Annotated in this window: 19 protein-coding genes; 11 read left to right on the top strand and 8 right to left on the bottom strand. The window is 64.2% G+C overall.

Features of this window, described 5'->3' with window-relative positions; all coding sequences use genetic code 11:
* Window positions 1-216: 216 nt before the first annotated feature.
* Window positions 217-969: a methyltransferase domain-containing protein gene (locus AC3WL2_RS05160; protein ID WP_102682259.1), complete on the bottom strand. Its 753-nt coding sequence runs from the start codon at window positions 967-969 to the stop codon at window positions 217-219.
* A gap of 264 nt (window positions 970-1233) precedes the next feature.
* Between AC3WL2_RS05160 and AC3WL2_RS05165 the strand changes: the two genes are divergently transcribed.
* From AC3WL2_RS05165 to AC3WL2_RS05175, 3 genes are all read left to right on the top strand, one after another.
* Window positions 1234-1899, top strand: coding sequence for a class I SAM-dependent methyltransferase (locus AC3WL2_RS05165; protein ID WP_102682260.1), 666 nt, complete (start codon window positions 1234-1236; stop codon window positions 1897-1899).
* 297 nt (window positions 1900-2196) lie between these two features.
* Window positions 2197-3501 carry an MFS transporter gene (locus AC3WL2_RS05170; RefSeq protein WP_102682261.1) on the top strand — a complete coding sequence of 435 codons (1305 nt, stop codon included), beginning with the start codon at window positions 2197-2199 and terminating at the stop codon, window positions 3499-3501.
* A 92-nt stretch (window positions 3502-3593) separates the two neighbouring features.
* Window positions 3594-3902: a hypothetical protein gene (locus tag AC3WL2_RS05175; protein ID WP_102682262.1), complete on the top strand. Its 309-nt coding sequence runs from the start codon at window positions 3594-3596 to the stop codon at window positions 3900-3902.
* 19 nt (window positions 3903-3921) lie between these two features.
* Here AC3WL2_RS05175 and AC3WL2_RS05180 read toward each other — a convergent pair whose 3' ends face one another.
* Window positions 3922-4854 carry a LysR family transcriptional regulator gene (locus AC3WL2_RS05180; RefSeq protein WP_102682263.1) on the bottom strand — a complete coding sequence of 311 codons (933 nt, stop codon included), beginning with the start codon at window positions 4852-4854 and terminating at the stop codon, window positions 3922-3924.
* A 115-nt stretch (window positions 4855-4969) separates the two neighbouring features.
* Between AC3WL2_RS05180 and AC3WL2_RS05185 the strand changes: the two genes are divergently transcribed.
* Both AC3WL2_RS05185 and AC3WL2_RS05190 read left to right on the top strand, forming a co-directional pair.
* Complete coding sequence (locus AC3WL2_RS05185) at window positions 4970-5215, top strand: DUF2790 domain-containing protein (protein WP_102682264.1); 246 nt, start codon at window positions 4970-4972, stop codon at window positions 5213-5215.
* 100 nt (window positions 5216-5315) lie between these two features.
* Window positions 5316-6611 carry an MFS transporter gene (locus AC3WL2_RS05190; protein ID WP_102682265.1) on the top strand — a complete coding sequence of 432 codons (1296 nt, stop codon included), beginning with the start codon at window positions 5316-5318 and terminating at the stop codon, window positions 6609-6611.
* Between the two features lie 6 nt (window positions 6612-6617).
* Here AC3WL2_RS05190 and AC3WL2_RS05195 read toward each other — a convergent pair whose 3' ends face one another.
* Window positions 6618-7313, bottom strand: a complete 696-nt coding sequence (locus AC3WL2_RS05195) for a tRNA (adenine(22)-N(1))-methyltransferase (protein ID WP_305887719.1) — start codon at window positions 7311-7313, stop codon at window positions 6618-6620.
* A 168-nt stretch (window positions 7314-7481) separates the two neighbouring features.
* On the opposite strand from AC3WL2_RS05195, the gene AC3WL2_RS05200 reads away from it, so the two are divergent.
* A complete protein-coding gene (locus AC3WL2_RS05200; protein ID WP_038706040.1) occupies window positions 7482-7862 on the top strand; it encodes a RidA family protein in 381 nt (126 codons plus the stop codon).
* Window positions 7863-7923: 61 nt separating this feature from the next.
* Here AC3WL2_RS05200 and AC3WL2_RS05205 read toward each other — a convergent pair whose 3' ends face one another.
* A complete protein-coding gene (locus AC3WL2_RS05205; RefSeq protein ID WP_102682267.1) occupies window positions 7924-8754 on the bottom strand; it encodes an RHS repeat-associated core domain-containing protein in 831 nt (276 codons plus the stop codon).
* 182 nt (window positions 8755-8936) lie between these two features.
* Between AC3WL2_RS05205 and AC3WL2_RS05210 the strand changes: the two genes are divergently transcribed.
* Both AC3WL2_RS05210 and AC3WL2_RS05215 read left to right on the top strand, forming a co-directional pair.
* Window positions 8937-10937 carry a peptidase U32 family protein gene (locus AC3WL2_RS05210; RefSeq protein WP_102682355.1) on the top strand — a complete coding sequence of 667 codons (2001 nt, stop codon included), beginning with the start codon at window positions 8937-8939 and terminating at the stop codon, window positions 10935-10937.
* An 83-nt stretch (window positions 10938-11020) separates the two neighbouring features.
* A complete protein-coding gene (locus AC3WL2_RS05215; RefSeq protein ID WP_102682268.1) occupies window positions 11021-11911 on the top strand; it encodes a universal stress protein in 891 nt (296 codons plus the stop codon).
* A gap of 72 nt (window positions 11912-11983) precedes the next feature.
* Here AC3WL2_RS05215 and AC3WL2_RS05220 read toward each other — a convergent pair whose 3' ends face one another.
* The 3 genes from AC3WL2_RS05220 to ptrR all read right to left on the bottom strand — a co-directional run bounded on the left by AC3WL2_RS05220 (window position 11984) and on the right by ptrR (window position 14217).
* Window positions 11984-12505 (bottom strand): acyloxyacyl hydrolase, encoded by a 522-nt coding sequence (locus AC3WL2_RS05220; protein WP_102682269.1) that lies wholly within the window; start codon window positions 12503-12505, stop codon window positions 11984-11986.
* A 293-nt stretch (window positions 12506-12798) separates the two neighbouring features.
* A complete protein-coding gene (locus AC3WL2_RS05225) occupies window positions 12799-13242 on the bottom strand; it encodes a hypothetical protein (RefSeq protein WP_102682270.1) in 444 nt (147 codons plus the stop codon).
* Window positions 13243-13341: 99 nt separating this feature from the next.
* Complete coding sequence (gene ptrR / locus AC3WL2_RS05230) at window positions 13342-14217, bottom strand: putrescine utilization regulator PtrR (RefSeq protein ID WP_102682356.1); 876 nt, start codon at window positions 14215-14217, stop codon at window positions 13342-13344.
* Window positions 14218-14322: 105 nt separating this feature from the next.
* On the opposite strand from ptrR, the gene AC3WL2_RS05235 reads away from it, so the two are divergent.
* Window positions 14323-15708, top strand: a complete 1386-nt coding sequence (locus tag AC3WL2_RS05235) for an aldehyde dehydrogenase family protein (protein ID WP_102682271.1) — start codon at window positions 14323-14325, stop codon at window positions 15706-15708.
* Between the two features lie 87 nt (window positions 15709-15795).
* On the opposite strand, the gene AC3WL2_RS05240 is transcribed toward AC3WL2_RS05235, so the two are convergent.
* On the bottom strand, window positions 15796-16692 hold the full coding sequence (locus AC3WL2_RS05240) for a helix-turn-helix domain-containing protein (RefSeq protein ID WP_102682272.1): 897 nt from the start codon (window positions 16690-16692) through the stop codon (window positions 15796-15798).
* A gap of 164 nt (window positions 16693-16856) precedes the next feature.
* Here AC3WL2_RS05240 and AC3WL2_RS05245 point away from each other — a divergent pair, with 164 nt between their 5' ends.
* Window positions 16857-18215 carry a glutamine synthetase family protein gene (locus AC3WL2_RS05245; protein ID WP_028689491.1) on the top strand — a complete coding sequence of 453 codons (1359 nt, stop codon included), beginning with the start codon at window positions 16857-16859 and terminating at the stop codon, window positions 18213-18215.
* Window positions 18216-18343: 128 nt separating this feature from the next.
* Window positions 18344-19432 (top strand): polyamine ABC transporter substrate-binding protein, encoded by a 1089-nt coding sequence (locus AC3WL2_RS05250; RefSeq protein WP_102682273.1) that lies wholly within the window; start codon window positions 18344-18346, stop codon window positions 19430-19432.
* Window positions 19433-19443: the final 11 nt, after the last annotated feature.

Raw genomic sequence — 19443 nt, forward strand, 5'->3', positions numbered from 1 at the left:
CTCCCTGCGCAAGCCCTCCGTTCGGCCTCCTGAAGTCGCAATTTGTGTCGCCTGAACTATCGCGCGCTTAGAAGCAAAAGCAGAACAAGAGAAAGAGGAAGAGGAAGAGGAAGAGGAAGAAATACAAGTTTCTGCTTGGCGCTTTAATATTTAAAATGCTTCAGCCATCACACTAACTTAACACCACTGACACCTCACGCAACTTAACTACATGACTCACCGCTTGCGCGCACAAATACCGAAGGCGACATCACCGATATAGATATCCTGCGACCGTCGCCGCTCGGCATCCAACCGCGCCTGCAGGGTGTCGATCCCCACCTGCCGCGCCGTGGCCACGCCATGGGCAATGATCCGCGGCAGGCAAGCGCGGATGATCTCGCCCAGCGGGTAGGCGTTGCCGGGCGTCTGCACCAGGCATTCGGCACGCAAGTCCTCGACCATCAGGCCCGCTTCGCTGAACACACGGTGCAGGTTGAAGCCGATATGCAGGTCCGCCCCCTCATAGGCAAGCATGCGCCGCAACCATTGCTGGGCCTTGTGGTGCAAGGGGAATGATGCCTGGCTGGCCGGAGCCAGGCTGCCGTCGTGCTCCTGGAAGATCATCAACCCGCCAGGCAGCAGGGACCGGGTCATCGCCCGCAACGCCTTGGCCGGATCCGCCTGGTACATCAGTACCCGTCGCCCGACGATGGCGTCGAACAACCCAAGGGTTGCGGGTAACGCACACAGTTCGGCAGCCACGAACTCAGGTACCGCCGCCCCTTGGCGGCCTTCACGCTGGCGCGCAACCTCCAGGGCGCCAGCCGCCCGGTCGATACCCACCACCGCGCCGTCACCGCCTACCAGGCCGGCCAGCAGCCAGCTCACATCGCCACTGCCGCACCCGACATCGAGCACGCGCATGCCGGGACCGATGCCGGCATCGACCAGCAGGCGCGTGGTGAAATCCGCTTTCGCAAGTGCCATGCCATGCTCCTTCCCAGGGACGCCAGTGTGCAGAGCAAAGGGGCATGCGCACAAGACTGGCCTATCCTAGTGTGGTGTTTCACAAATAACGACCATACCTCGCGGTGCTTTTTGCGCTCATGCGGCGTTGTCACTCCTCGCCGTAGCTGGGCTACGACTCGTCGCGACGCCTTGCCTGAGCGCAAAAATCGCTCGCGATTTATTGGTCGTATTTGCAAAACACCACACTAGAGCCACCCGCCACCCTCGGACCCGAGCATCCCCATGGTTACCGACCCACTGCTGGACAGCTGGCAGCACAACGCCCAGGCCTGGATCGAAGCCGTACGCTCCAGCGCCATCGAGTCCCGCCAGCAGGTCACCGACCAGGCGATACTCCTGGCCGTGCTCGGCCAGCAGCCCGGTCGGGTGCTGGATCTGGGCTGCGGCGAGGGTTGGCTGCTCCGTGCCCTGGCCGCACGGGGGATCGATGCGGTCGGGGTGGATGGCGATGCGACTCTTGTCGCCGCCGCACGCGCAGCAGGTTCGCCGCAGGTCCACCTGGCCAGCTACGAACAAGTGATCACAGGCGTGCAGGGCATCGACCACGAGCATGACCTGATCTGCGCCAACTTCGCCCTGCTCCAGCAAGACATCATTCCCCTGCTCACGGCCATGCGGAATCTGCTGCGGCCCGACGGCACGCTGCTGATCCAGACCCTGCACCCCTGGACGGCAGCCGCCGGCAACTACCAGGATGGCTGGCGCGAGGAGTCATTCGTCGGGTTCGCCGGCGACTGGCGCCCGATGCCATGGTACTTCCGCACCCTCGGCAGCTGGCTGAAGGCACTGGAGCTGGCGGGCTTCAACCTGGTCGAACTGCAGGAGCCGCAACATCCGCAGAGCCAGGCGCCGCAATCGCTGCTGCTGATCGCGCGCAAGGCAGCCTGACCCCTGCGGCCTCTCGTCGCAGCCTTTTCCCTCTTGGCAAATCCTGTACAGGCCTTAAAATCCCGCCTCCTTTTCGCCCGTCGCCCCAACCGGTGGCAAGCCCCCGCAAAGACCGCGTCCGTGCCTCACACATCGCGCATGTGCCACAGGCTCAACCGCCCCGCCCGGCCTTCACCCAACAGGCCCCGCGGTTGACTCTTGCCAAGCTCGCATCCCGCCCAGGCCGCACTGTACGTCGCTGTTCGGCACGTGCAGCCGAAAAGGCGCATCTGAGCTCTTTCCAACCTTGAGGTAACTATGTCTGTGCGTTTGCTGGCGATGGCGCTGGCACCCCTGCTCGGCCTGTTCATCATTGCCCTGGGCAATGGCGTGCTGTCTTCCCTGACCACCCTGCGCCTTGGCGCCGCCGGCGAATCGGCGACCATGATCGGCGTGGTGTCCTCGGCCTACTTCATCGGCCTGACCCTCGGCGCAGTCTTCAACGACCGGTTGATCCTGCGCATCGGTCATATCCGCGCCTACAGCAGCTTCGCTGCCTTGATCGGCGCAACCATCCTGCTCCAGGGCTTGTTCTACGACACCACCTGGTGGTTCGTGCTGCGGCTGATCAACGGCTGGGCGGCGGTCGGCGTGTTCCTGGTGATCGAGAGCTGGTTGCTGCTGGCCGGTGACGCGAAGATCCGCGGGCGCCTGCTGGCGCTGTACATGATCGCCTTCTACGGCGCCGGGGTGATCGCCCAGGCCGCCCTGGGCGAGGTTACCGGGTGGGGCGAGACCGCGCCGTTCATGGTCGCCGGCATGCTCGCCACACTGTCGGTGCTGCCGATCGTGATCCTGCCACGGGTATCGCCGCTGCTGGATCAGGTCGAGCCGCTCAAGCCCCGGCAGCTGCTGGGCGTGGCGCCGACCGGGCTGGTCGGCTGTTTCGGCTCGGGGGTCGCCATCGCCGGGATCTACGCCTTGCTACCGCTGTACCTGCAACGCATCGGCCTGGATGTTGGCGAGATCGGCGACATGATGGCCTGGGTGATCCTCGGCGCCATGCTGTTGCAATACCCAGTCGGGCGTTGGTCCGACCGCAAGGACCGCCAGGACGTGCTGATCGCCCTGGCCGCCCTGTGCACCGTGCTGTCGCTGCTGTTCGTGCTGCTGCCAGCCGACACCGTGCTGCTGCCGGCGCTGCTGTTCCTGCTCGGCGGCGGCGTGTTCGCGCTGTACCCGGTGGCCGTCAGCAGCGCCGCCGACCGCGCCCCGGCCGACGCGCTGGTGCCGATGATCCAGGGGCTGCTGCTGATCAACTCGCTGGGCTCGGCCATGGCCCCACTGGCCATTTCGCCGATGATGACTGCCTACGGCGAAGTCGGCCTGTTCTGGGCCTTCGCCGTGATCAACCTGGCCATGGTCGGGTTCTTCCTGTGGCGTCGCGGCAAACGCCCGGCACCGGAGCACCCGGCGCCGTTCGCGCCGACCGCAACCTTCTCGCCAACCGGCGCGGAACTGCGGGTGACCGAAGACCTGATGCACGCGGCGCAGGAGCATCCGACGCTGGAGGCGATGGATGCCATGCCCGGCCAACAGACGCCTCGTCCTGACGCCCACTGACGGCTGACGCCAAGGACCGCCCGTCGCTTGACGGGCACCTTGGCGTCGCCGTGATAGCCCAACCATGACAGTCATCCGACAGGAGATTCATCATGGTCAATCCACGTCCCCTCGCCTTGCTGCTGGCCTTGATACTGGGCAGCAGCACCACCCTCGCCCTCGCCGCCACCGACACGAACGGGAGCGGCACGCACAAAGAGCACACTACCGAGCAAGGCAAGACCGCCGGTGAAGGCAGCAGCGTCAACAGCCCCGGTGGCAAGGATAACGACAGCAGTGACACTGGTACCGACTCTGACGCCGCCGACGGTGCCGCTGGCGGCTCCAACAGTACCGGAGAAGCCACCGGCAGCGGCGCTGGGGCTTCTGGTGGCAGCGCCGAGGATCAGGACAGCCGGTGACCCGCGAAGCGCACGGCCTTCAACGCCAGTATCGGGGCTCGTCCACCACGCGCTGGTGCTCGGCGAACAACAACGGCAGCTGCTCCTTGAGAAAGTCCAGCCAGGTACGCACCTTGGCATCCAGATAATGCCGTGACGGATAGATCGCATAGATCTCGCGCTGGCGCAGCCGATGCGGCGCCAGCAACCGGCACAGGCGCCCTTCCTGCATGGCCTGGCTCGCCGAGTAGTACGGCAGCAAGCCCACCCCCATGCCCAGTTCGGTGGCCTTGAGCATGGCGTCTGCGACGTTGGTGAGGAAGGTGTCCTGGGGCACGATCACGCAATTGTCGGGGTGGCCTTCGAACGACCAGTCCTCCTCGAACAGCGGGTCGACGGTGCGCAGGCAAATGTGCGCGTGCAGGTCCTCGGGGCGCTCGGGTACGCCGTGGCGGGCAAGGTAGTCCGGGGAGGCGCAAAGGATGCTGTGGATGCTGCCCAGCGGGATGGCAATCAGCTGCGAGTCCGGCAGCCCCTGGCCGATAGTGATCACCACGTCGTGCCCCTCGGCCAGCGGGTCGGGGTTGCGCTGCGACAGAGTCAGTTCCATCACCACTTCCGGGCAGGTCGCGTTGTAGCGCGCCACCAGCGGCATCATCAACAGCCCCAGGCCATGGGTGCAGTGAAAACGCAGGCGGCCACGGGGGGTGAGGTGAGCGCCGCGCGCCTCGTCCACCGCCTCCTCGGTGAGCAGCATGATCTGCCGGGTGCGCTCGAGAAAACGCTCGCCCGCCTCGCTCATGCGCAGGCGCCGGGTGGTGCGGTGCAGCAGGCGGGTCTGCAGCTGGTTCTCGAGCTCGGCGACGATCCGCGACACCTGCGCGGCGGAAATATCCAGGGCCTGGGCGGCCCCGGCGAAGCTGCCGCATTCCACTACCCGGGCGAAGGTTCGCATCGCATGCAGCATGTCCATGGGCAGGCACTCTCATTCATACATGAAAGGCAGGAATCTATCACGGGATAGCCCATTTATTGTGAAACACAAAAGAATGGATCATTAGTTATCCGTAAGAAATGAGGTACCTGTCATGAAACGTTCGATCGCCCTGCTCGCCCTCAGCGCCACCCTCGCCTCGTTCGGCGCCTTCGCCGACAACAGCTCCAGCACCTACGAATACGGCATGCCGCTGGACATCGCCAAGGTCATTTCGATCACTCCGGCCAGCAACGACGCCGATTGCCAGGTCGGTACCGCGCACATGGTCTACGTCGACCACCAGGGCCAGACCCGCGAAATCGACTACCGCCAGATGGGCAACTGCTCGCAGCTGTAACCCCATGGCAAAAATACCAGCCATCTTGCTGAAAGTGCATTTGCCCGCCTGACGCGGCGCCGCATGATCTGCCGGGACAACAACAAGAACGTCCCGGACCATGAATACGCTCGATACCCCCGCCGCCGCGCCGGCACATGCTACGTACGCCCGCATCACCTGGCGGCTGATGCCGCTGCTGCTGGTGTGCTACCTGTTCGCCCACCTGGACCGCATCAACATCGGCTTCGCCAAGATGCAGATGAGCGCCGACCTTGGCTTTTCCGATACCGTCTACGGCCTGGGCGCCGGCCTGTTCTTCATCGCCTACGCGCTGTTCGGCGTGCCCAGCAACCTGGCCCTGGAGCGGGTCGGCCCGCGACGCTGGATCGCCACCCTGATGGTGACCTGGGGGCTGTTGTCCAGCGCCATGATGTGGGTGCAGGACGCAGCCGGCTTCTATGCCTTGCGCTTTCTGCTGGGAGTGGCCGAGGCCGGTTTCTTCCCCGGCATCCTCGTAGTCCTCAATCGCTGGTATCCGGCCCGGCGCCGCGCCCAGGTCACGGCATTGTTCGCCATCGCCGTGCCCTTGGCCGGAGTGATCGGCGGGCCGTTGTCCGGCGGCATCCTGCAGGCGTTTCACGATCAGGGCGGCATGAGGGGCTGGCAGTGGATGTTCCTGATCGAGGGGCTGCCGGTGGTGCTGCTCGGGCTGGTGGTGCTCAAGGCCCTGCCGGACAACTTCGAGCAGGTGGCTTGGCTCACCGCCGATCAGAAGCGTGCAATGCGCGAGGAAATGGCCCGCGAGGAGCGGCGCAAGCCGATCGACTCGATGCGCGGGCTGCTGGGCGACGCCCATGTCTGGTTGCTGGTGGCGATCTATTTCGCGGTAATGCTGGCAGTCAATACCCTGGCCTTCTGGATGCCCAGCCTGATCCACGGCGCCGGCATCGGCAGCGATGGCCAGGTCGGCCTGCTCAGCGCCATCCCTTATCTGGCCGGTTGTCTGTTCATGCTCGGCTGCGGACGCTCGTCCGACCGTCACCGCGAACGCCGCTGGCACCTGGGCGGGCCGTTGCTGATGGCCGCCGCCGGCATCGCCCTGGCCGGATGGGCGCCGGACGACGCCTTGCTGGTGATGAGTGGGCTGGTGGTCGCGGGCATGGGCGCCAGCGCGGCGCTGCCGATGTTCTGGCAACTGCCGCCGGCCTTCCTGGCGGGCGGCGCCCAGGCCGCCGGTATCGCCATGATCAGCTCGTTCGGCAGTATCGCCTCGTTCGCCGCGCCTTACCTGATCGGCTGGATGCGCGACAGCACCGCCAGCCCTGGCCTGGCCTTGCAGGTACTGGCCGTGGCCATCGTGCTAGGTGCCGCGCTGGTGATGAAAGTGCCAGCCGGCGTGGTCAACCCAAAGTGAGGTGCTTCACCCCAGCAACTGGGTAATCCACTGCGCCTGACGGGTAATGTCGCGCACCTTGTCCTCGGGCACCGGCTGGCGCGCCCGGGCGAAGTTGGCCAGGGTCTGGTGTTTCTGGCGCAGCATGCGTTGCCACTTGAACAGGAACGCCGGGCTGCGTGCCTGCATCAGCAGCGGGCCGAAGTACAGCTGCTCGGCGCTGTAGCTGACCGACTCGGCACGTTCGGCGACGATGATTTCGTAGTCGAAACGGTTTTCCCGCAGCACTTCCTCGCAGACAATCCGATAGCCGTTGTCCATCAGCCACTGGCGCAGCGCCTGCTCACCGCCGTTGGGTTGCAGGACCAACCGCTCATGTCCGCCCAGGTGCTGCTTGCCAGCCTCGAGGATGTCGCGAATGGTCTCGCCACCCATGCCGCAGATACTGACTGCGGTGATGCCATCATTTGGCTCGATGGCTGCCAGGCCACTGGCATGGCGCACGGTGATGCGGTCTTCCAGGCCATTGTCGCGCACGGTGCGCTGCGCGGCCTGGTAAGGCGTCAGCGCCACTTCGCCGGCCACGGCCGCGACAATCGCGCCCCGACGCGCCAGCGCCACCGGCAGGTAGCCATGGTCCGAGCCGATATCGGCCAGTCGCGCACCCGCCGGCACATGGGCTGCCACGCGCTCCAGGCGCATGGACAATGTGTGTTCGTTCAACGCAAGCCTCTTTTCACGACCAGGGCCCGACGCCTGTGGCCGGGTGGGGCGCGATTCTGCCGGTCCCGGCCAGGTATTTCAAATGCCCTCGACCGACCGCCCTGCCTCGACCTGCCCTGTACGCTCGCGTAGGCTTGGCGGTTTCCTTCCGTTGCAAGGCGAAACCCCATGGCACACAGCGACATCATCTACACCCCCGACCCGGACGCCGACTCGATCTCCTCGGACGTTGCCGAATACAACGGCATCCTGGTCAGCACCCAGATCCCCGTGCAGGCCGACGGCAGCCTCGAGCTGGGCGATATCACCACCCAGTGCGAGTGCACCCTGCAGGCTTTGAAAGTTGCCCTGGAGCGTGCCGGCAGCTCGATGGACCGGGTGTTGCACCTGACCATCTACCTGACCGACATGGCCGATCGGGCGGCGTTCAACGAGGTGTACCAGCGGTTCTTCAGCAAGCCATGGCCGGTGCGTGCGGCGGTGGGCGTGGCTTCGCTGGCGTTCGAGGGGATGCGTGTGGAAGTGACGGCGATGGCGGCCAAGGGCTGAGATCTGCTCATGGGCCGCCTATGGGGCGGCCCTATGACGATTGTTGCTTCATCAAACGCTACTATACTTCCGACATGCGCAGCGTCGAACTAGCTTCCTGGACAACGTCAGCTGCCACTTGAGTCATAGCTGGCGATTGTGCTGGAACCCTATGCTCTTGGTACATATCGTTGATATCAACCTGCAACGCCTTTGCCTTGGCGCCAAAATTGACCTCTTGGCTGGATGAGAGCATGTCAGAAATCTTGGAAATCGAAGCGGCACCGACGACCGCGCCAAGCAGGCCCAACTCCGTAGCCCAATGACCACCGCCCTCCTCCGTGGCGCCTAGATATAGGCCTGCCCCCCATCCAACAACAGCCGAAGTTGTACTAGTCAGTGCTCCAACAACATGGGTAGCCCTCTGCATGGATGTCACAGGTTGCCCCGCCAGCCCCTCACGCTTGTTGTGTATCAGTATTTGCCGATTTTCCGAGTAGACGGACATATCCCATAACTGTTTGAAATGATGTGGTGCCTCGTTCGCACCAGCCGTACCTACTGCCGAGGCCGCAGTGGCCAGGAGTGATCTGACAAAAGACCTGTCAGTACCGTGGGAGTCATGGAAGTTGATCGGATCACCCTGGCAGTACGCAAAAGCATTGATCCCACCCGCCCCGAACGGACTCAACCGATCGGGCGAGTTGAACCGCATCAGCAATGGGTTGAAGGTCCGATGCCCGTTGCCCAAGTGATAATGGCCCGTCAGCGAATCGTGGGGATGGCCACAGTAGGCCAACCGAGCACCACGCTTATCGGAAACGGCCCCATACGGTGCGTAAGCCCTGGGCAGGCTGGAGCTCCCCAGCACTGATCGCTGCTGGTCGATCACGGACAAACGGCTGGAAGTCATCGCATAACCTTTTTGCAGAACGATTTTGGACCCGACGTTATCACTATCGCGCCGCACGCATAACTGACAAAAATGCCAGGCCCTCTACCACCGTTTGGGCAAGTTCATCGGTTATGGATGCCCCCGCCCCGATTCACCGCTACAATGCCCGCCTTACCGTGACAGCCCGAACCTATAACGACATGTCCCTTCCAAAGCACCACCTGGAACTGCTCAGCCCTGCCCGTGACGTGAGCATCGCCCGCGAGGCGATCCTGCACGGCGCCGACGCCATCTACATCGGCGGCCCGAGCTTCGGCGCACGCCACAACGCCTGCAACGAGGTCAGCGAAATCGCCGAGCTGGTCGAGTTCGCCCGGCGCTACCATGCCCGCGTGTTCACCACCATCAACACCATCCTCCACGACAACGAACTGGAGCCAGCACGCAAGCTGATCCACCAGCTGTACGATGCCGGTGTCGACGCGCTGATCGTGCAGGACCTGGGCGTGATGGAGCTGGATATCCCGCCGATCGAGCTGCATGCCAGCACCCAGACCGATATCCGCACCCTGGAGCGGGCCAAGTTCCTCGACCAGGCCGGCTTCTCCCAGCTGGTGCTGGCCCGCGAGCTCAACCTGCAACAGATTCGCAGCATCGCCGCCGAGACCGACGCGGCCATCGAGTTCTTCATCCATGGCGCGCTGTGCGTGGCCTTCTCCGGCCAGTGCAACATCTCCCACGCCCAGACCGGGCGCAGTGCGAATCGCGGCGACTGCTCCCAGGCCTGCCGCCTGCCGTACACCCTCAAGGACGACCAGGGCCGCGTTGTGGCCTTCGAGAAGCACCTGCTGTCAATGAAGGACAACAACCAGACCGCCAACCTGCGCGACCTGGTCGATGCCGGCGTGCGCTCGTTCAAGATCGAGGGCCGTTACAAGGACATGGGCTATGTGAAGAACATCACGGCCCACTACCGCAAAGAGCTCGACGCCATCCTCGAGGACCGCCCCGAACTGGCTCGCGCCTCCAGTGGCCGCACCGAGCACTTCTTCGTACCGGATCCGGACAAGACCTTCCACCGTGGCAGCACTGACTACTTCGTCAGCGACCGCAAGATCGACATCGGCGCCTTCGACTCACCAACCTTCACTGGCCTGCCGGTGGGCGTAGTCGAGAAAGTCGGCAAGCGCGACCTGCTGGTGACCACCGAGGTGCCGCTGACCAACGGCGACGGCCTCAATGTACTGGTCAAACGCGAGGTGGTGGGCTTCCGCGCCAACATCGCCGAGCTGAAAAGTGAATCCGATGAGGACGGCCAGAAGCGCTACCGCTACCGCGTCGAGCCCAACGAGATGCCCGAGGGCCTGTACAAGCTACGCCCCAACCATCCGCTTTCGCGCAACCTCGACCACAACTGGCAACAGGCGCTGCAACGCACGTCGTCCGAGCGCCGGGTGGGTGTCGAATGGCATGCCGTACTGCGTGAGCAGCGCCTGATGCTGACCCTCAGCAGCGAGGAAGGCGTCAGCGTGCAGGTCGCCCTGGACGGCCCGTTCGGCGCCGCCAACAAGCCGGAACAGGCGCTCGACCAGCTGCACGACCTGCTCGGCCAGTTGGGCACCACGATGTACCACGCCGATGCCATCGAGCTCGATGCGCCCCAGGCGTTCTTCATTCCCAACTCGCAGCTCAAGGCCCTGCGCCGTGAGGCCATCGAGGCGCTGACCGCAGCACGCGTCAAGGCCCACCCGCGTGGCGGGCGCAAGGCCGAGACCACGCCACCGCCGGTGTACCCCGAATCGCACCTGTCGTTCCTGGCCAACGTCTACAACCAGAAGGCCCGTGACTTCTACCACCGCCACGGGGTGCAATTGATCGACGCCGCTTACGAGGCCCATGAAGAGCACGGCGAGGTGCCGGTGATGATCACCAAGCACTGCCTGCGCTTCTCCTTCAACCTGTGCCCCAAGCAGGCCAAGGGCGTGACCGGCGTGCGCACCAAGGTCGCGCCGATGCAGCTGATCCAGGGCGATGAAGTGCTTACCCTGAAGTTCGACTGCAAGCCTTGCGAGATGCATGTGATCGGCAAGATGAAGAGCCATATCATCGACCTGCCGACACCAGGCAGCGCGGTGGCCCAGGTGGTCGGGCACATCAGCCCCGAAGACCTGCTCAAGACCATCCCGCGCGCGCCGCACTGAGGCATGACCCGTCGTCGCTCCAACAGACTTCACCGGCGGCGGGTCTAGACTGAACAGGGGGCTGCCACACGTGGAGGTGTGAGATGAGCCAGTTCAAGCGATTGTTGGTCATGCTCGGCCCGCAGATGCGCCATACGCCTGCCCTGCAGCGCGCAGCGGCATTGGCCGAGTCCAGCGGGGCACTGCTGGACCTCAACGTCTTCGTCGACGATGTCGACACCTTTGGCTTGATGAGCGACAGCCGCGAACGCGAGCGACTGCTCGACGACAATCGCCAGTGGTTGGCCGACGAGGCCGAGCAGCTGCGCAATGCCGGCCTGGATGTCTCTACCGAACTGCTGCTGACCCGTGATCCGCTGGGCAGCGTGCTGGCGCAGATCGAGCGGCTGGGCTGCGACCTGCTGGTCAAGGACGTGCAGCACGAACCCATCCTCAAGCGCCTGCTGGTCACCCCGCTGGACTGGCAACTGCTCAAGGACAGCCCGGTGGCGGTGCACCTGGTCAGCGACATCCGCCTGCCTTTGCCCCGACAGATCGCCGCAGCGGTCGACCTCAACTGCCATGGAGCCGGCGAGCACCTGGACGACGCGGTGATCCATAGCGCCCATGCCCTGGCTCTGCAATGCAACGCCGAACTGCACCTGTTGCATGTGTGCGATGCGGCCAGGACCCATATCGCCGACTTCGGTGCCGGCACCGTGACCATGCCTGGCTTCGACACCAGCGTGCGCACGGCCCAGCGCACGGCCTTCAACCGCCTGGGCGACCATTACCAGATCGACCTTGACCGCCGTCACTTCCTCGAAGGGCCGGCGGTCAAGGCGCTCACCCAGTACATTGCCGCCAACCGGGTCGATGTAATCGTCATGGGCAATCACCGTCACGATGCCCTGCAGGCATTTCTCGGCGGCACAACGGCGCATGTGATGGAGCATCCGCTGTGCAACGTGCTGGCGATCAAGGCGGTGCGCTGAAGCCATCGCGGGGCAAACCCGTTTCCAGCGCGTGGAAGCGGGGCTGCTCCGCGGTGGAGCGCAAGTACAGGATCAGAACGCTTTGCTGTAGAACAGCGAGTACGACTCGATCCCGTCGTTAGGCTGCTTCAGCCCGGCGTTGGAGTAGTGTATGGCGCGGATGCCGATCTTCTGCTCCGCCGGCAGCTTCAGGCCGAAACCGATCCGGTCCTCGAAGTTCACCGACGAGCCCAGGCGCTGGTCGCCCACGTCGGTCTTGGAGAACGCCGCCAGACCGATACCCGCCTCGATGAACGGGGTGTAGGTGAAGCCACTGAATTCATAGACAAATACCGGGCTGATCGACAGCGAGTGGGCCCCACTGGCCTCGCCGCCTTCCCAGTAGGTGTAGGCCGCATCCCAGTATCCGGTCAGATGACCGGTGCCGCTCTCAAGCCATTTCTTGTCCCAGTCGAAGGACAGGCCAATGCGGTAGGTCATGTCGCCTTGGCCAGTAGCACCCACGGCAGCGGACACCTGCGCGGCCTGGGCCAGGTTAACGCCGGCGAACGCCAGCACTGCAGCGGCCAACGTTGTGGCGAGACGGGTTTTCATTAATGACTTTCTCCTGATGGTCTTCACGGGCAGGGCCGCGAAATGCGCGTCCCTGCGTCAATGGAGGCTACAGCCCCTCGTTCATTCTGCATTGGCAACCCCAGACTATGTAAGGGTTACAAGCGGTAATACTTCTTTGATTATTGTCAGAGTGTACTGATTAGTGGGAAGTGATTTGCCACTATTGGCTAAAGGACATTGGGTGCTCGCCATTGGTTCAGTCGTATTCCGCTTCCTCGTGTTCACCCAGCAATCGGCGTTGCCTGGGCGTCGCTCGCCCCGCGACAGGAAACTTACCGCCAGTTGAGATCAACCCGCGCCGGCGCCTTGCCGTCCACCGTCACCTGGTGCTGCACCGTCTGGCCCTCGGCATTGCCGACCACGCGGTAGTGCCCAGGGGGCAACTGCACGAAGATCAACGGACCGACGTCCTGCAATGTCAGTACCGACTGGCCCTGAGCCGATTGGATATCCACCGCGGCACCACTCTGGAACTTGCCTTCGGCACCGGTCGAGAGGGTGATGTGCAGGTCGTAGCCGGGTGTGCGGCGCAGGGCATCGGCTTCATCCTGGCCGATACCGCCCTGCAGGTAACGGATGCCGTTCTGTTCCTGGGGCTGCAATTGCACGCCCTGCGGATCGATGGGGGTATTCAGGTCGGTGGCCGCTGCAAGGTTCCAAGGCATGGCCAATGCCAGCAACAGCGCGGCGCAAAGGCCGTAATGATGAGTGCGCATGGTGCATTCCTCCCTGGTGGGATGGTCTACACAATTTGGAGGGTTTTCCGGGGCTCGGGTTCGCCCGTTGACGCACCGTTAGTCCGCGAGGCGTTGCCCTCAAGACAAGGGCAGCTCACGACGCTCCTCCAGCAACTTGATGAACATGCTCAGGCTGCGCGACACCGTCCCCCGTCGCCACACCAGCCAGGTCTTCAAGTAGCGGAAATCCTCGGCCATCGGCCAGGCGCTGACCGTGCTGCACCCCGGCATGTTTTCGAGCATGCTGCGCGGCATCATCGCCAGGCCTGCGCCTGCGCTGACACAGGCGAGCATGCCATGGTACGACTCCATCTCGTGGATCTTGCCCGGCACCGCCTGGTCATGAATGAACCAGCTTTCGAAATGGTGGCGGTACGAGCAGTTGGCGCGAAAGGCGTAGATGCTCGAGCCGTTGACGTCCCGGGCACGGGTCACGGGCGGGTGGTTGAGCGGTGCGATGACCATCATCTCTTCCTCGAACACCGGCATGCCTTCCAGCGTCGGGTGCAGCACCGGCCCATCGACGAAAGCCGCCACCAGGCGCCCGGACAACACCCCTTCGAGCATGGTCCCCGACGGCCCGGTGGACAGGTCAAGGTCGACCTTCGGGTAGCGCTGGTTGTAGGCCGCCAGCAAGGCCGGGATGCGCACCGCGGCGGTGCTTTCCAGCGAACCCAGGGCAAAAGTGCCCTGGGGGTCCTCCCCCGCCACGGTCAGGCGTGCCTCGTGTACCAGATCGAGGATGCGCCGGGTGTACTCGAGGAAGTTCCAGCCGGCCGGCGACAGGCGCAGGCGGCTCTTCTCACGGATGAACAGCTCGACGCCCAGGTCCTCCTCCAGCTGCTTGATACGGGTGGTCAGGTTCGACGGCACCCGATGGATCTGCTGGGCGGCGGCGCTGATGCTGCCGTGCTCGGCCACGGCCTTGAACATCTCGAGTTGCACCAGGTCCACGGTCATTCTCCAAACGTGAATGTTTCGCTCATTATTATTCAGTTTTCATTAAAGCGCGCCACCACTAGTCTGCGCTCACCCCATCAGAACAATGAGAGTCCTGCCATGAGCGAGATCAGCAGCCTGACCCACGCCATCTCCGTCGACCCCTACAGCGGCGAACGGATCGGCCATTACGCCTTCGACACCGACGCCGCACTGGACGCGGCGCTGCAACGCGCCAAGGCCGGCTACAGCCAGTGGCGCAAAGTGTCGCTGGGTCAGCGCAGCGAGTACCTGGTCGCGCTCGGGCAGGCCCTGCAGGCCAACGCCGAGGCCTTCGCGCAGATGATCGCCCGCGAGATCGGCAAGCCGATCAGTCAGGCCCGCGGTGAAGTCAGCAAGTGTGTCGGCCTGTGCCAGTGGTACGCCGAACACGGCCCGGCCATGCTCGCGCCGGAGCCGACCCAGATCGAAAAGGCCCGTATCGAATACCGCCCGCTTGGCCCGATCCTCGCCGTGATGCCGTGGAACTTCCCGATCTGGCAGGTGCTGCGCGGCGCGGTGCCGGCGCTGCTGGCGGGCAACACCTACGTGCTCAAGCACGCGCCCAACGTGATGGGTAGCGCCTACCTGCTGGCCGACCTGTTCAAACGCGCCGGCCTGCCTGAGGGCGTGTTCGAAGTGCTCAATGTCACCCCAGAGGGCGTCACCCGCGCCATCAACGACCCGCGCATCGCCGCCATCACCCTGACCGGCAGCGTGCGCGCCGGCATGGCCATCGGCGCGCAAGCCGGTGCGGCGCTGAAGAAGTGCGTGCTGGAGCTGGGCGGCTCCGATCCGTTCATCGTACTGGCCGATGCCGACCTTGATGCCGCGGTGAAGGCCGCCGTGATCGGCCGCTACCAGAACACCGGCCAGGTCTGCGCCGCGGCCAAGCGCCTGATTGTCGAAGAAAGCATTGTCGAGGCGTTCACCCACAAGTTCGTCGAGGCCACCCGTGCGCTGACCGTCGGCAATCCGCTGGACGACGCCACCTACATCGGCCCGATGGCGCGCTACGACCTGCGCGATGAACTCGACGGCCAGGTCCAGGCGACCCTCGCCGAAGGCGCCACGCTGCTGCTGGGGGGCAAAAAGGTCGAGGGCGCGGCCAACTTCTACGAGCCGACTGTATTCGCCAACGTCACCCCGGACATGACCGCGTTCAAACAGGAGCTGTTCGGGCCGGTGGCGGCGATCATCAGCGCCCGCGACGCCGACCACGCCGTGGCGCTGGCCAACGACAGCGAATTCGGCTTGGCCGCAACCATCTACACCGCCGACTATGCCTTGGCCGAGCGCATGACCGCTGCGCTGGACACCGGCGGCGTGTTCATCAACGGCTACTGCGCATCCGACCCCCGCGTGGCGTTCGGTGGCGTGAAGAAAAGTGGCTTTGGCCGTGAGCTGTCACACTTCGGCGTGCGCGAGTTCACCAATGCCCAGACGGTGTGGCTGGATCGCAACTGATCTGCCAGCTTGCCCCTGCATCCCTGCAGGGGCAAGCAAGCTGAGGTAACGGGCGCAAATGCTTACCCGCAAAGGGCTTGGCTTCCATCAGCTCTTGCAGCGCCGAAGCGTCTCGCTCGGCAGTTCGCGAAACAGCTGCCGGTAACTTTCGGAAAACCGTCCCAGGTGCCAGAACGACCAGCGCATCGCCACTTCGGCCACGGTCGCGTCACCGGCCAGCAGATCGCGCCGCGCGCCGTTCAGGCGACGCAGGCGCAACCAATGCGCCGGTGGCAGGTTGGTGAAACCCTTGAAGGCTTGCTGCAATTGACGCACGGAAACCCCGGCGACCTTGGCCAGTTGCAGCAGGTTTAGGGTTTCGTCGGGGCAGTCGGCGGCCCACTCGCTGACCCGGCGCATGATCGCCCGCTCCTCGTCGCGCCGCCCCAGCGCCTCCCCCTGCAGGCGCTGGCCGGCGTTGTCGAGGATGAACAGGCAGTCCTCCAGCAACTGCTCGCCCAGCGCCCCGCCCTCCAGCGCGCAATCGGCCTGTCCCAGCTGCGTGAGCGTGGCGCTCAGCCAGTTGCCGAACAAAGCGTTCTGCTGGCAGGTCAGCGGCACCATGAACAGACCGCGCAGGCGTTCCAGGTCGAGGCCGTGGCTGGCCAAAAACGGCTGCTCGAACACCACCGCCACTTCCTGGTAGTTCTCCGGGGTGATCCAGATATTGCGGCTGTCTTCATTGAGCAAATAGAGGCTGTTTTCACTGCGGTCGAAGCAGAACGCCAGGGCGCCGCTGGGCGCGCGAAAGAACTGCTCGACCCGGGTGTTCAGGCGCTCCTCGTAGACCTCCACGCCATCGAGGCCCAGCCAGCGCAGCTGGCCGTTGAAATGCCCGGGCGACATCTGCCGGTATTGCTGCTGCCAGCCAGGGGTGACGCGGGTCTGTTCGGTCACATCGGTGGTGCGGTAATCCTGGACCTGCAAGGCGGTTGGCGTTGTCACGCGCTGTCCTAGTTGCACTCTTTTGGTGCATTAATTGCCGAAGAAAGTGGATAGATCACCCTGGGGGGCAGCGACCAAGATAGTCCTCAGCGTCACCTGTGGGAAGTGCCCCTCGGCGCTGAACGCCTTGCGTCCCACCACAACTACCCAACCAAGAGGTTTGTATGAACGCCCCCTTCGATCAGCTGTCCACCTGGCTGAAAGAACACCGGATCACCGAAGTCGAATGCGTGATCAGCGACCTGACCGGCATCGCCCGCGGCAAGATCGCCCCGACCGCCAAGTTCCTCCACGAGCGCGGCATGCGCCTGCCCGAGAGCGTGCTGCTGCAGACCGTCACCGGCGACTATGTCGACGACGACATCTACTACAGCCTGCTCGACGCCGCCGACATCGACATGGTCTGCCGCCCCGACCCCACGGCGGTGTACCAGATCCCCTGGGCCATCGAACCGACCGCGATCGTCATCCACGACACCTTCGACAAACAAGGCAACCCCATCGAACTGTCGCCGCGCAACGTACTGAAGAAGGTGCTCAAGCTGTACGCCGACAAGGGCTGGCAGCCGATCGTCGCGCCGGAGATGGAGTTCTACCTCACCCAGCGCTGCGAGGACCCGGACCTGCCGCTGCAGGTGCCGCTGGGCCGCTCGGGCCGCGCCGAAAGTGGCCGTCAGTCGTTTTCCATCGATGCCGCCAACGAATTCGACCCGCTGTTCGAGGACGTCTACGACTGGTGCGAAATCCAGGGCCTGGACCTCGACACGCTGATCCATGAAGACGGCCCGGCGCAGATGGAGATCAATTTCCGCCACGGCGACGCCCTGGACCTGGCCGACCAGATCACCGTATTCAAGCGCACGATGCGCGAGGCGGCGCTCAAGCACAACGTCACCGCCACCTTCATGGCCAAGCCAATCACCGATGAACCGGGCAGCGCCATGCACCTGCACCAGAGCGTGGTCGACATCGCCACTGGCAAGCCGATCTTCGCCAATGACGACGGCAGCATGAGCGAGCTGTTCCTGCACCATATCGGCGGCCTGCAGAAGTACATCCCCAAGCTGTTGCCGATGTTCGCGCCGAACGTCAACTCGTTCCGCCGCTTCCTGCCTGACACCTCGGCGCCGGTGAACGTCGAATGGGGTGAGGAAAACCGTACCGCCGGCCTGCGCGTGCCAACGTCGAGCCCCGAAGCGATGCGCGTGGAGAACCGCCTGCCGGGCGCCGACGCCAACCCCTACCTGGCCATCGCCGCGAGCCTGCTGTGCGGTTACATCGGCATGGTCGAGAAACTCGAACCCAGCGCCCCGGTACAGGGCCGCGCCTATGAGCGGCGCAACCTGCGCCTGCCGATCACCATCGAGGACGCGCTGCAGCACATGGAAGACTGCGAAAAGGTGCAGCAGTACCTCGGCCAGCAGTTCGTCCAGGGCTACGTCGCGGTCAAGCGTGCCGAGCATGAAAACTTCAAGCGCGTGATCAGTTCGTGGGAGCGCGAGTTCCTGCTGTTGAGCGTCTGATCCGCTTTCTGGCAGGCCAGATCCCACGGCAGAACCAAGATGCCTGGGGGAGCCGGCTTGCCGGCGATGGGCTGCAAAGCAGCCCCTACACCACCGAACTCGAAGAACAAGACCAACGAGGTGTCGACATGCGTCATCCGCAAGCTTTGATCCCCGCAACCTTCGCCCTGCTGTTCGGCGCGGCCGTCCAGGCCCAGCCGACGGTGAGCGTCTACAACTGGACCGACTACATCGGTGACACCACCCTGGCCGACTTCCAGGCCAGCAGCGGGATCAAGGTGGTCTATGACGTGTTCGACTCCAACGAAACCCTGGAGGGCAAGCTGCTGGCCGGGCGCACCGGCTACGACGTGGTCGTGCCCTCCAACCATTTCCTCGCGCGCCAGGCTCAGGCCGGCGCGTTCCTGCCGCTGGACCGCAGCAAGCTGCCGAACTGGCGGCACCTGGACCCGAAACTGCTCAAGCAACTGGAGCAGAACGACCCGGGCAACCAGTACGCCGTACCGTACCTCTGGGGCACCAACGGCATCGGCTACAACGTCGACAAGGTCAAGGCGGTGCTGGGCATCGACAGGATCGACTCCTGGGCCGTACTGTTCGAAGCCGAGAACCTGAAGAAGCTCAAGCAGTGCGGCGTGGCGTTCATGGACTCGCCCGACGAGCTCTACCCCGCCATGCTCAACTACCTGGGCATGAACCCGCGCAGCGAGAAGGCCGATGACTACAAGAAGGCCGAGGCACGCCTGCTGGAGCTGCGCCCGTACATCACCTACTTCCATTCCTCCAAGTACGTTTCGGACCTGGCCAATGGCGATGTCTGCATCGCCTTCGGCTACTCCGGCGACGTACTGCAGGCCGCGCACCGCGCCGAAGAGGCCGGCAACGGCGTCAAGGTCGCCTACAGCATTCCCAAGGAAGGCAGCAACCTGTGGTTCGACCTGCTGGCCATCCCCAAGGACGCCAAGAACCCCGAGCAGGCCCTGGCCTTCATCAACTACCTGCTCGACCCCAAGGTGATCGCCAAGGTCAGTGCCACGGTCGGCTATGCCAACGCCAACCCCGACGCCAAGACCGACATGGACCCGTCGCTGGTCGACAACCCCGAAATCTACCCGCCGCAGGAGGTGCTGGACAAACTGTATGTCTCGTCCATGCAGAGCCCGCCGATCCTGCGGCAGATGACCCGCTCCTGGAGCAAGATCAAGTCCAACCGCTGAGTCGAGCACAC

It is taken from the genome of Pseudomonas sp. FW305-96, assembly GCF_058783825.1.

Bases quoted from the DNA above. Each gene is read 5' to 3' on its own strand.
- AC3WL2_RS05165 (WP_102682260.1), top strand. From the start codon at position 1,234: ATGGTTACCGACCCACTGCTGGACAGCTGGCAGCACAACGCCCAGGCC.
- AC3WL2_RS05220 (WP_102682269.1), bottom strand. From the start codon at position 12,505: ATGAAAACCCGTCTCGCCACAACGTTGGCCGCTGCAGTGCTGGCGTTC.
- AC3WL2_RS05205 (WP_102682267.1), bottom strand. From the start codon at position 8,754: ATGACTTCCAGCCGTTTGTCCGTGATCGACCAGCAGCGATCAGTGCTG.
- AC3WL2_RS05190 (WP_102682265.1), top strand. From the start codon at position 5,316: ATGAATACGCTCGATACCCCCGCCGCCGCGCCGGCACATGCTACGTAC.
- AC3WL2_RS05160 (WP_102682259.1), bottom strand. From the start codon at position 969: ATGGCACTTGCGAAAGCGGATTTCACCACGCGCCTGCTGGTCGATGCC.
- AC3WL2_RS05200 (WP_038706040.1), top strand. From the start codon at position 7,482: ATGGCACACAGCGACATCATCTACACCCCCGACCCGGACGCCGACTCG.
- AC3WL2_RS05180 (WP_102682263.1), bottom strand. From the start codon at position 4,854: ATGGACATGCTGCATGCGATGCGAACCTTCGCCCGGGTAGTGGAATGC.
- AC3WL2_RS05210 (WP_102682355.1), top strand. From the start codon at position 8,937: ATGTCCCTTCCAAAGCACCACCTGGAACTGCTCAGCCCTGCCCGTGAC.
- AC3WL2_RS05170 (WP_102682261.1), top strand. From the start codon at position 2,197: ATGTCTGTGCGTTTGCTGGCGATGGCGCTGGCACCCCTGCTCGGCCTG.
- AC3WL2_RS05225 (WP_102682270.1), bottom strand. From the start codon at position 13,242: ATGCGCACTCATCATTACGGCCTTTGCGCCGCGCTGTTGCTGGCATTG.
- AC3WL2_RS05245 (WP_028689491.1), top strand. From the start codon at position 16,857: ATGAACGCCCCCTTCGATCAGCTGTCCACCTGGCTGAAAGAACACCGG.
- AC3WL2_RS05235 (WP_102682271.1), top strand. From the start codon at position 14,323: ATGAGCGAGATCAGCAGCCTGACCCACGCCATCTCCGTCGACCCCTAC.
- AC3WL2_RS05175 (WP_102682262.1), top strand. From the start codon at position 3,594: ATGGTCAATCCACGTCCCCTCGCCTTGCTGCTGGCCTTGATACTGGGC.
- AC3WL2_RS05185 (WP_102682264.1), top strand. From the start codon at position 4,970: ATGAAACGTTCGATCGCCCTGCTCGCCCTCAGCGCCACCCTCGCCTCG.
- AC3WL2_RS05250 (WP_102682273.1), top strand. From the start codon at position 18,344: ATGCGTCATCCGCAAGCTTTGATCCCCGCAACCTTCGCCCTGCTGTTC.
- AC3WL2_RS05215 (WP_102682268.1), top strand. From the start codon at position 11,021: ATGAGCCAGTTCAAGCGATTGTTGGTCATGCTCGGCCCGCAGATGCGC.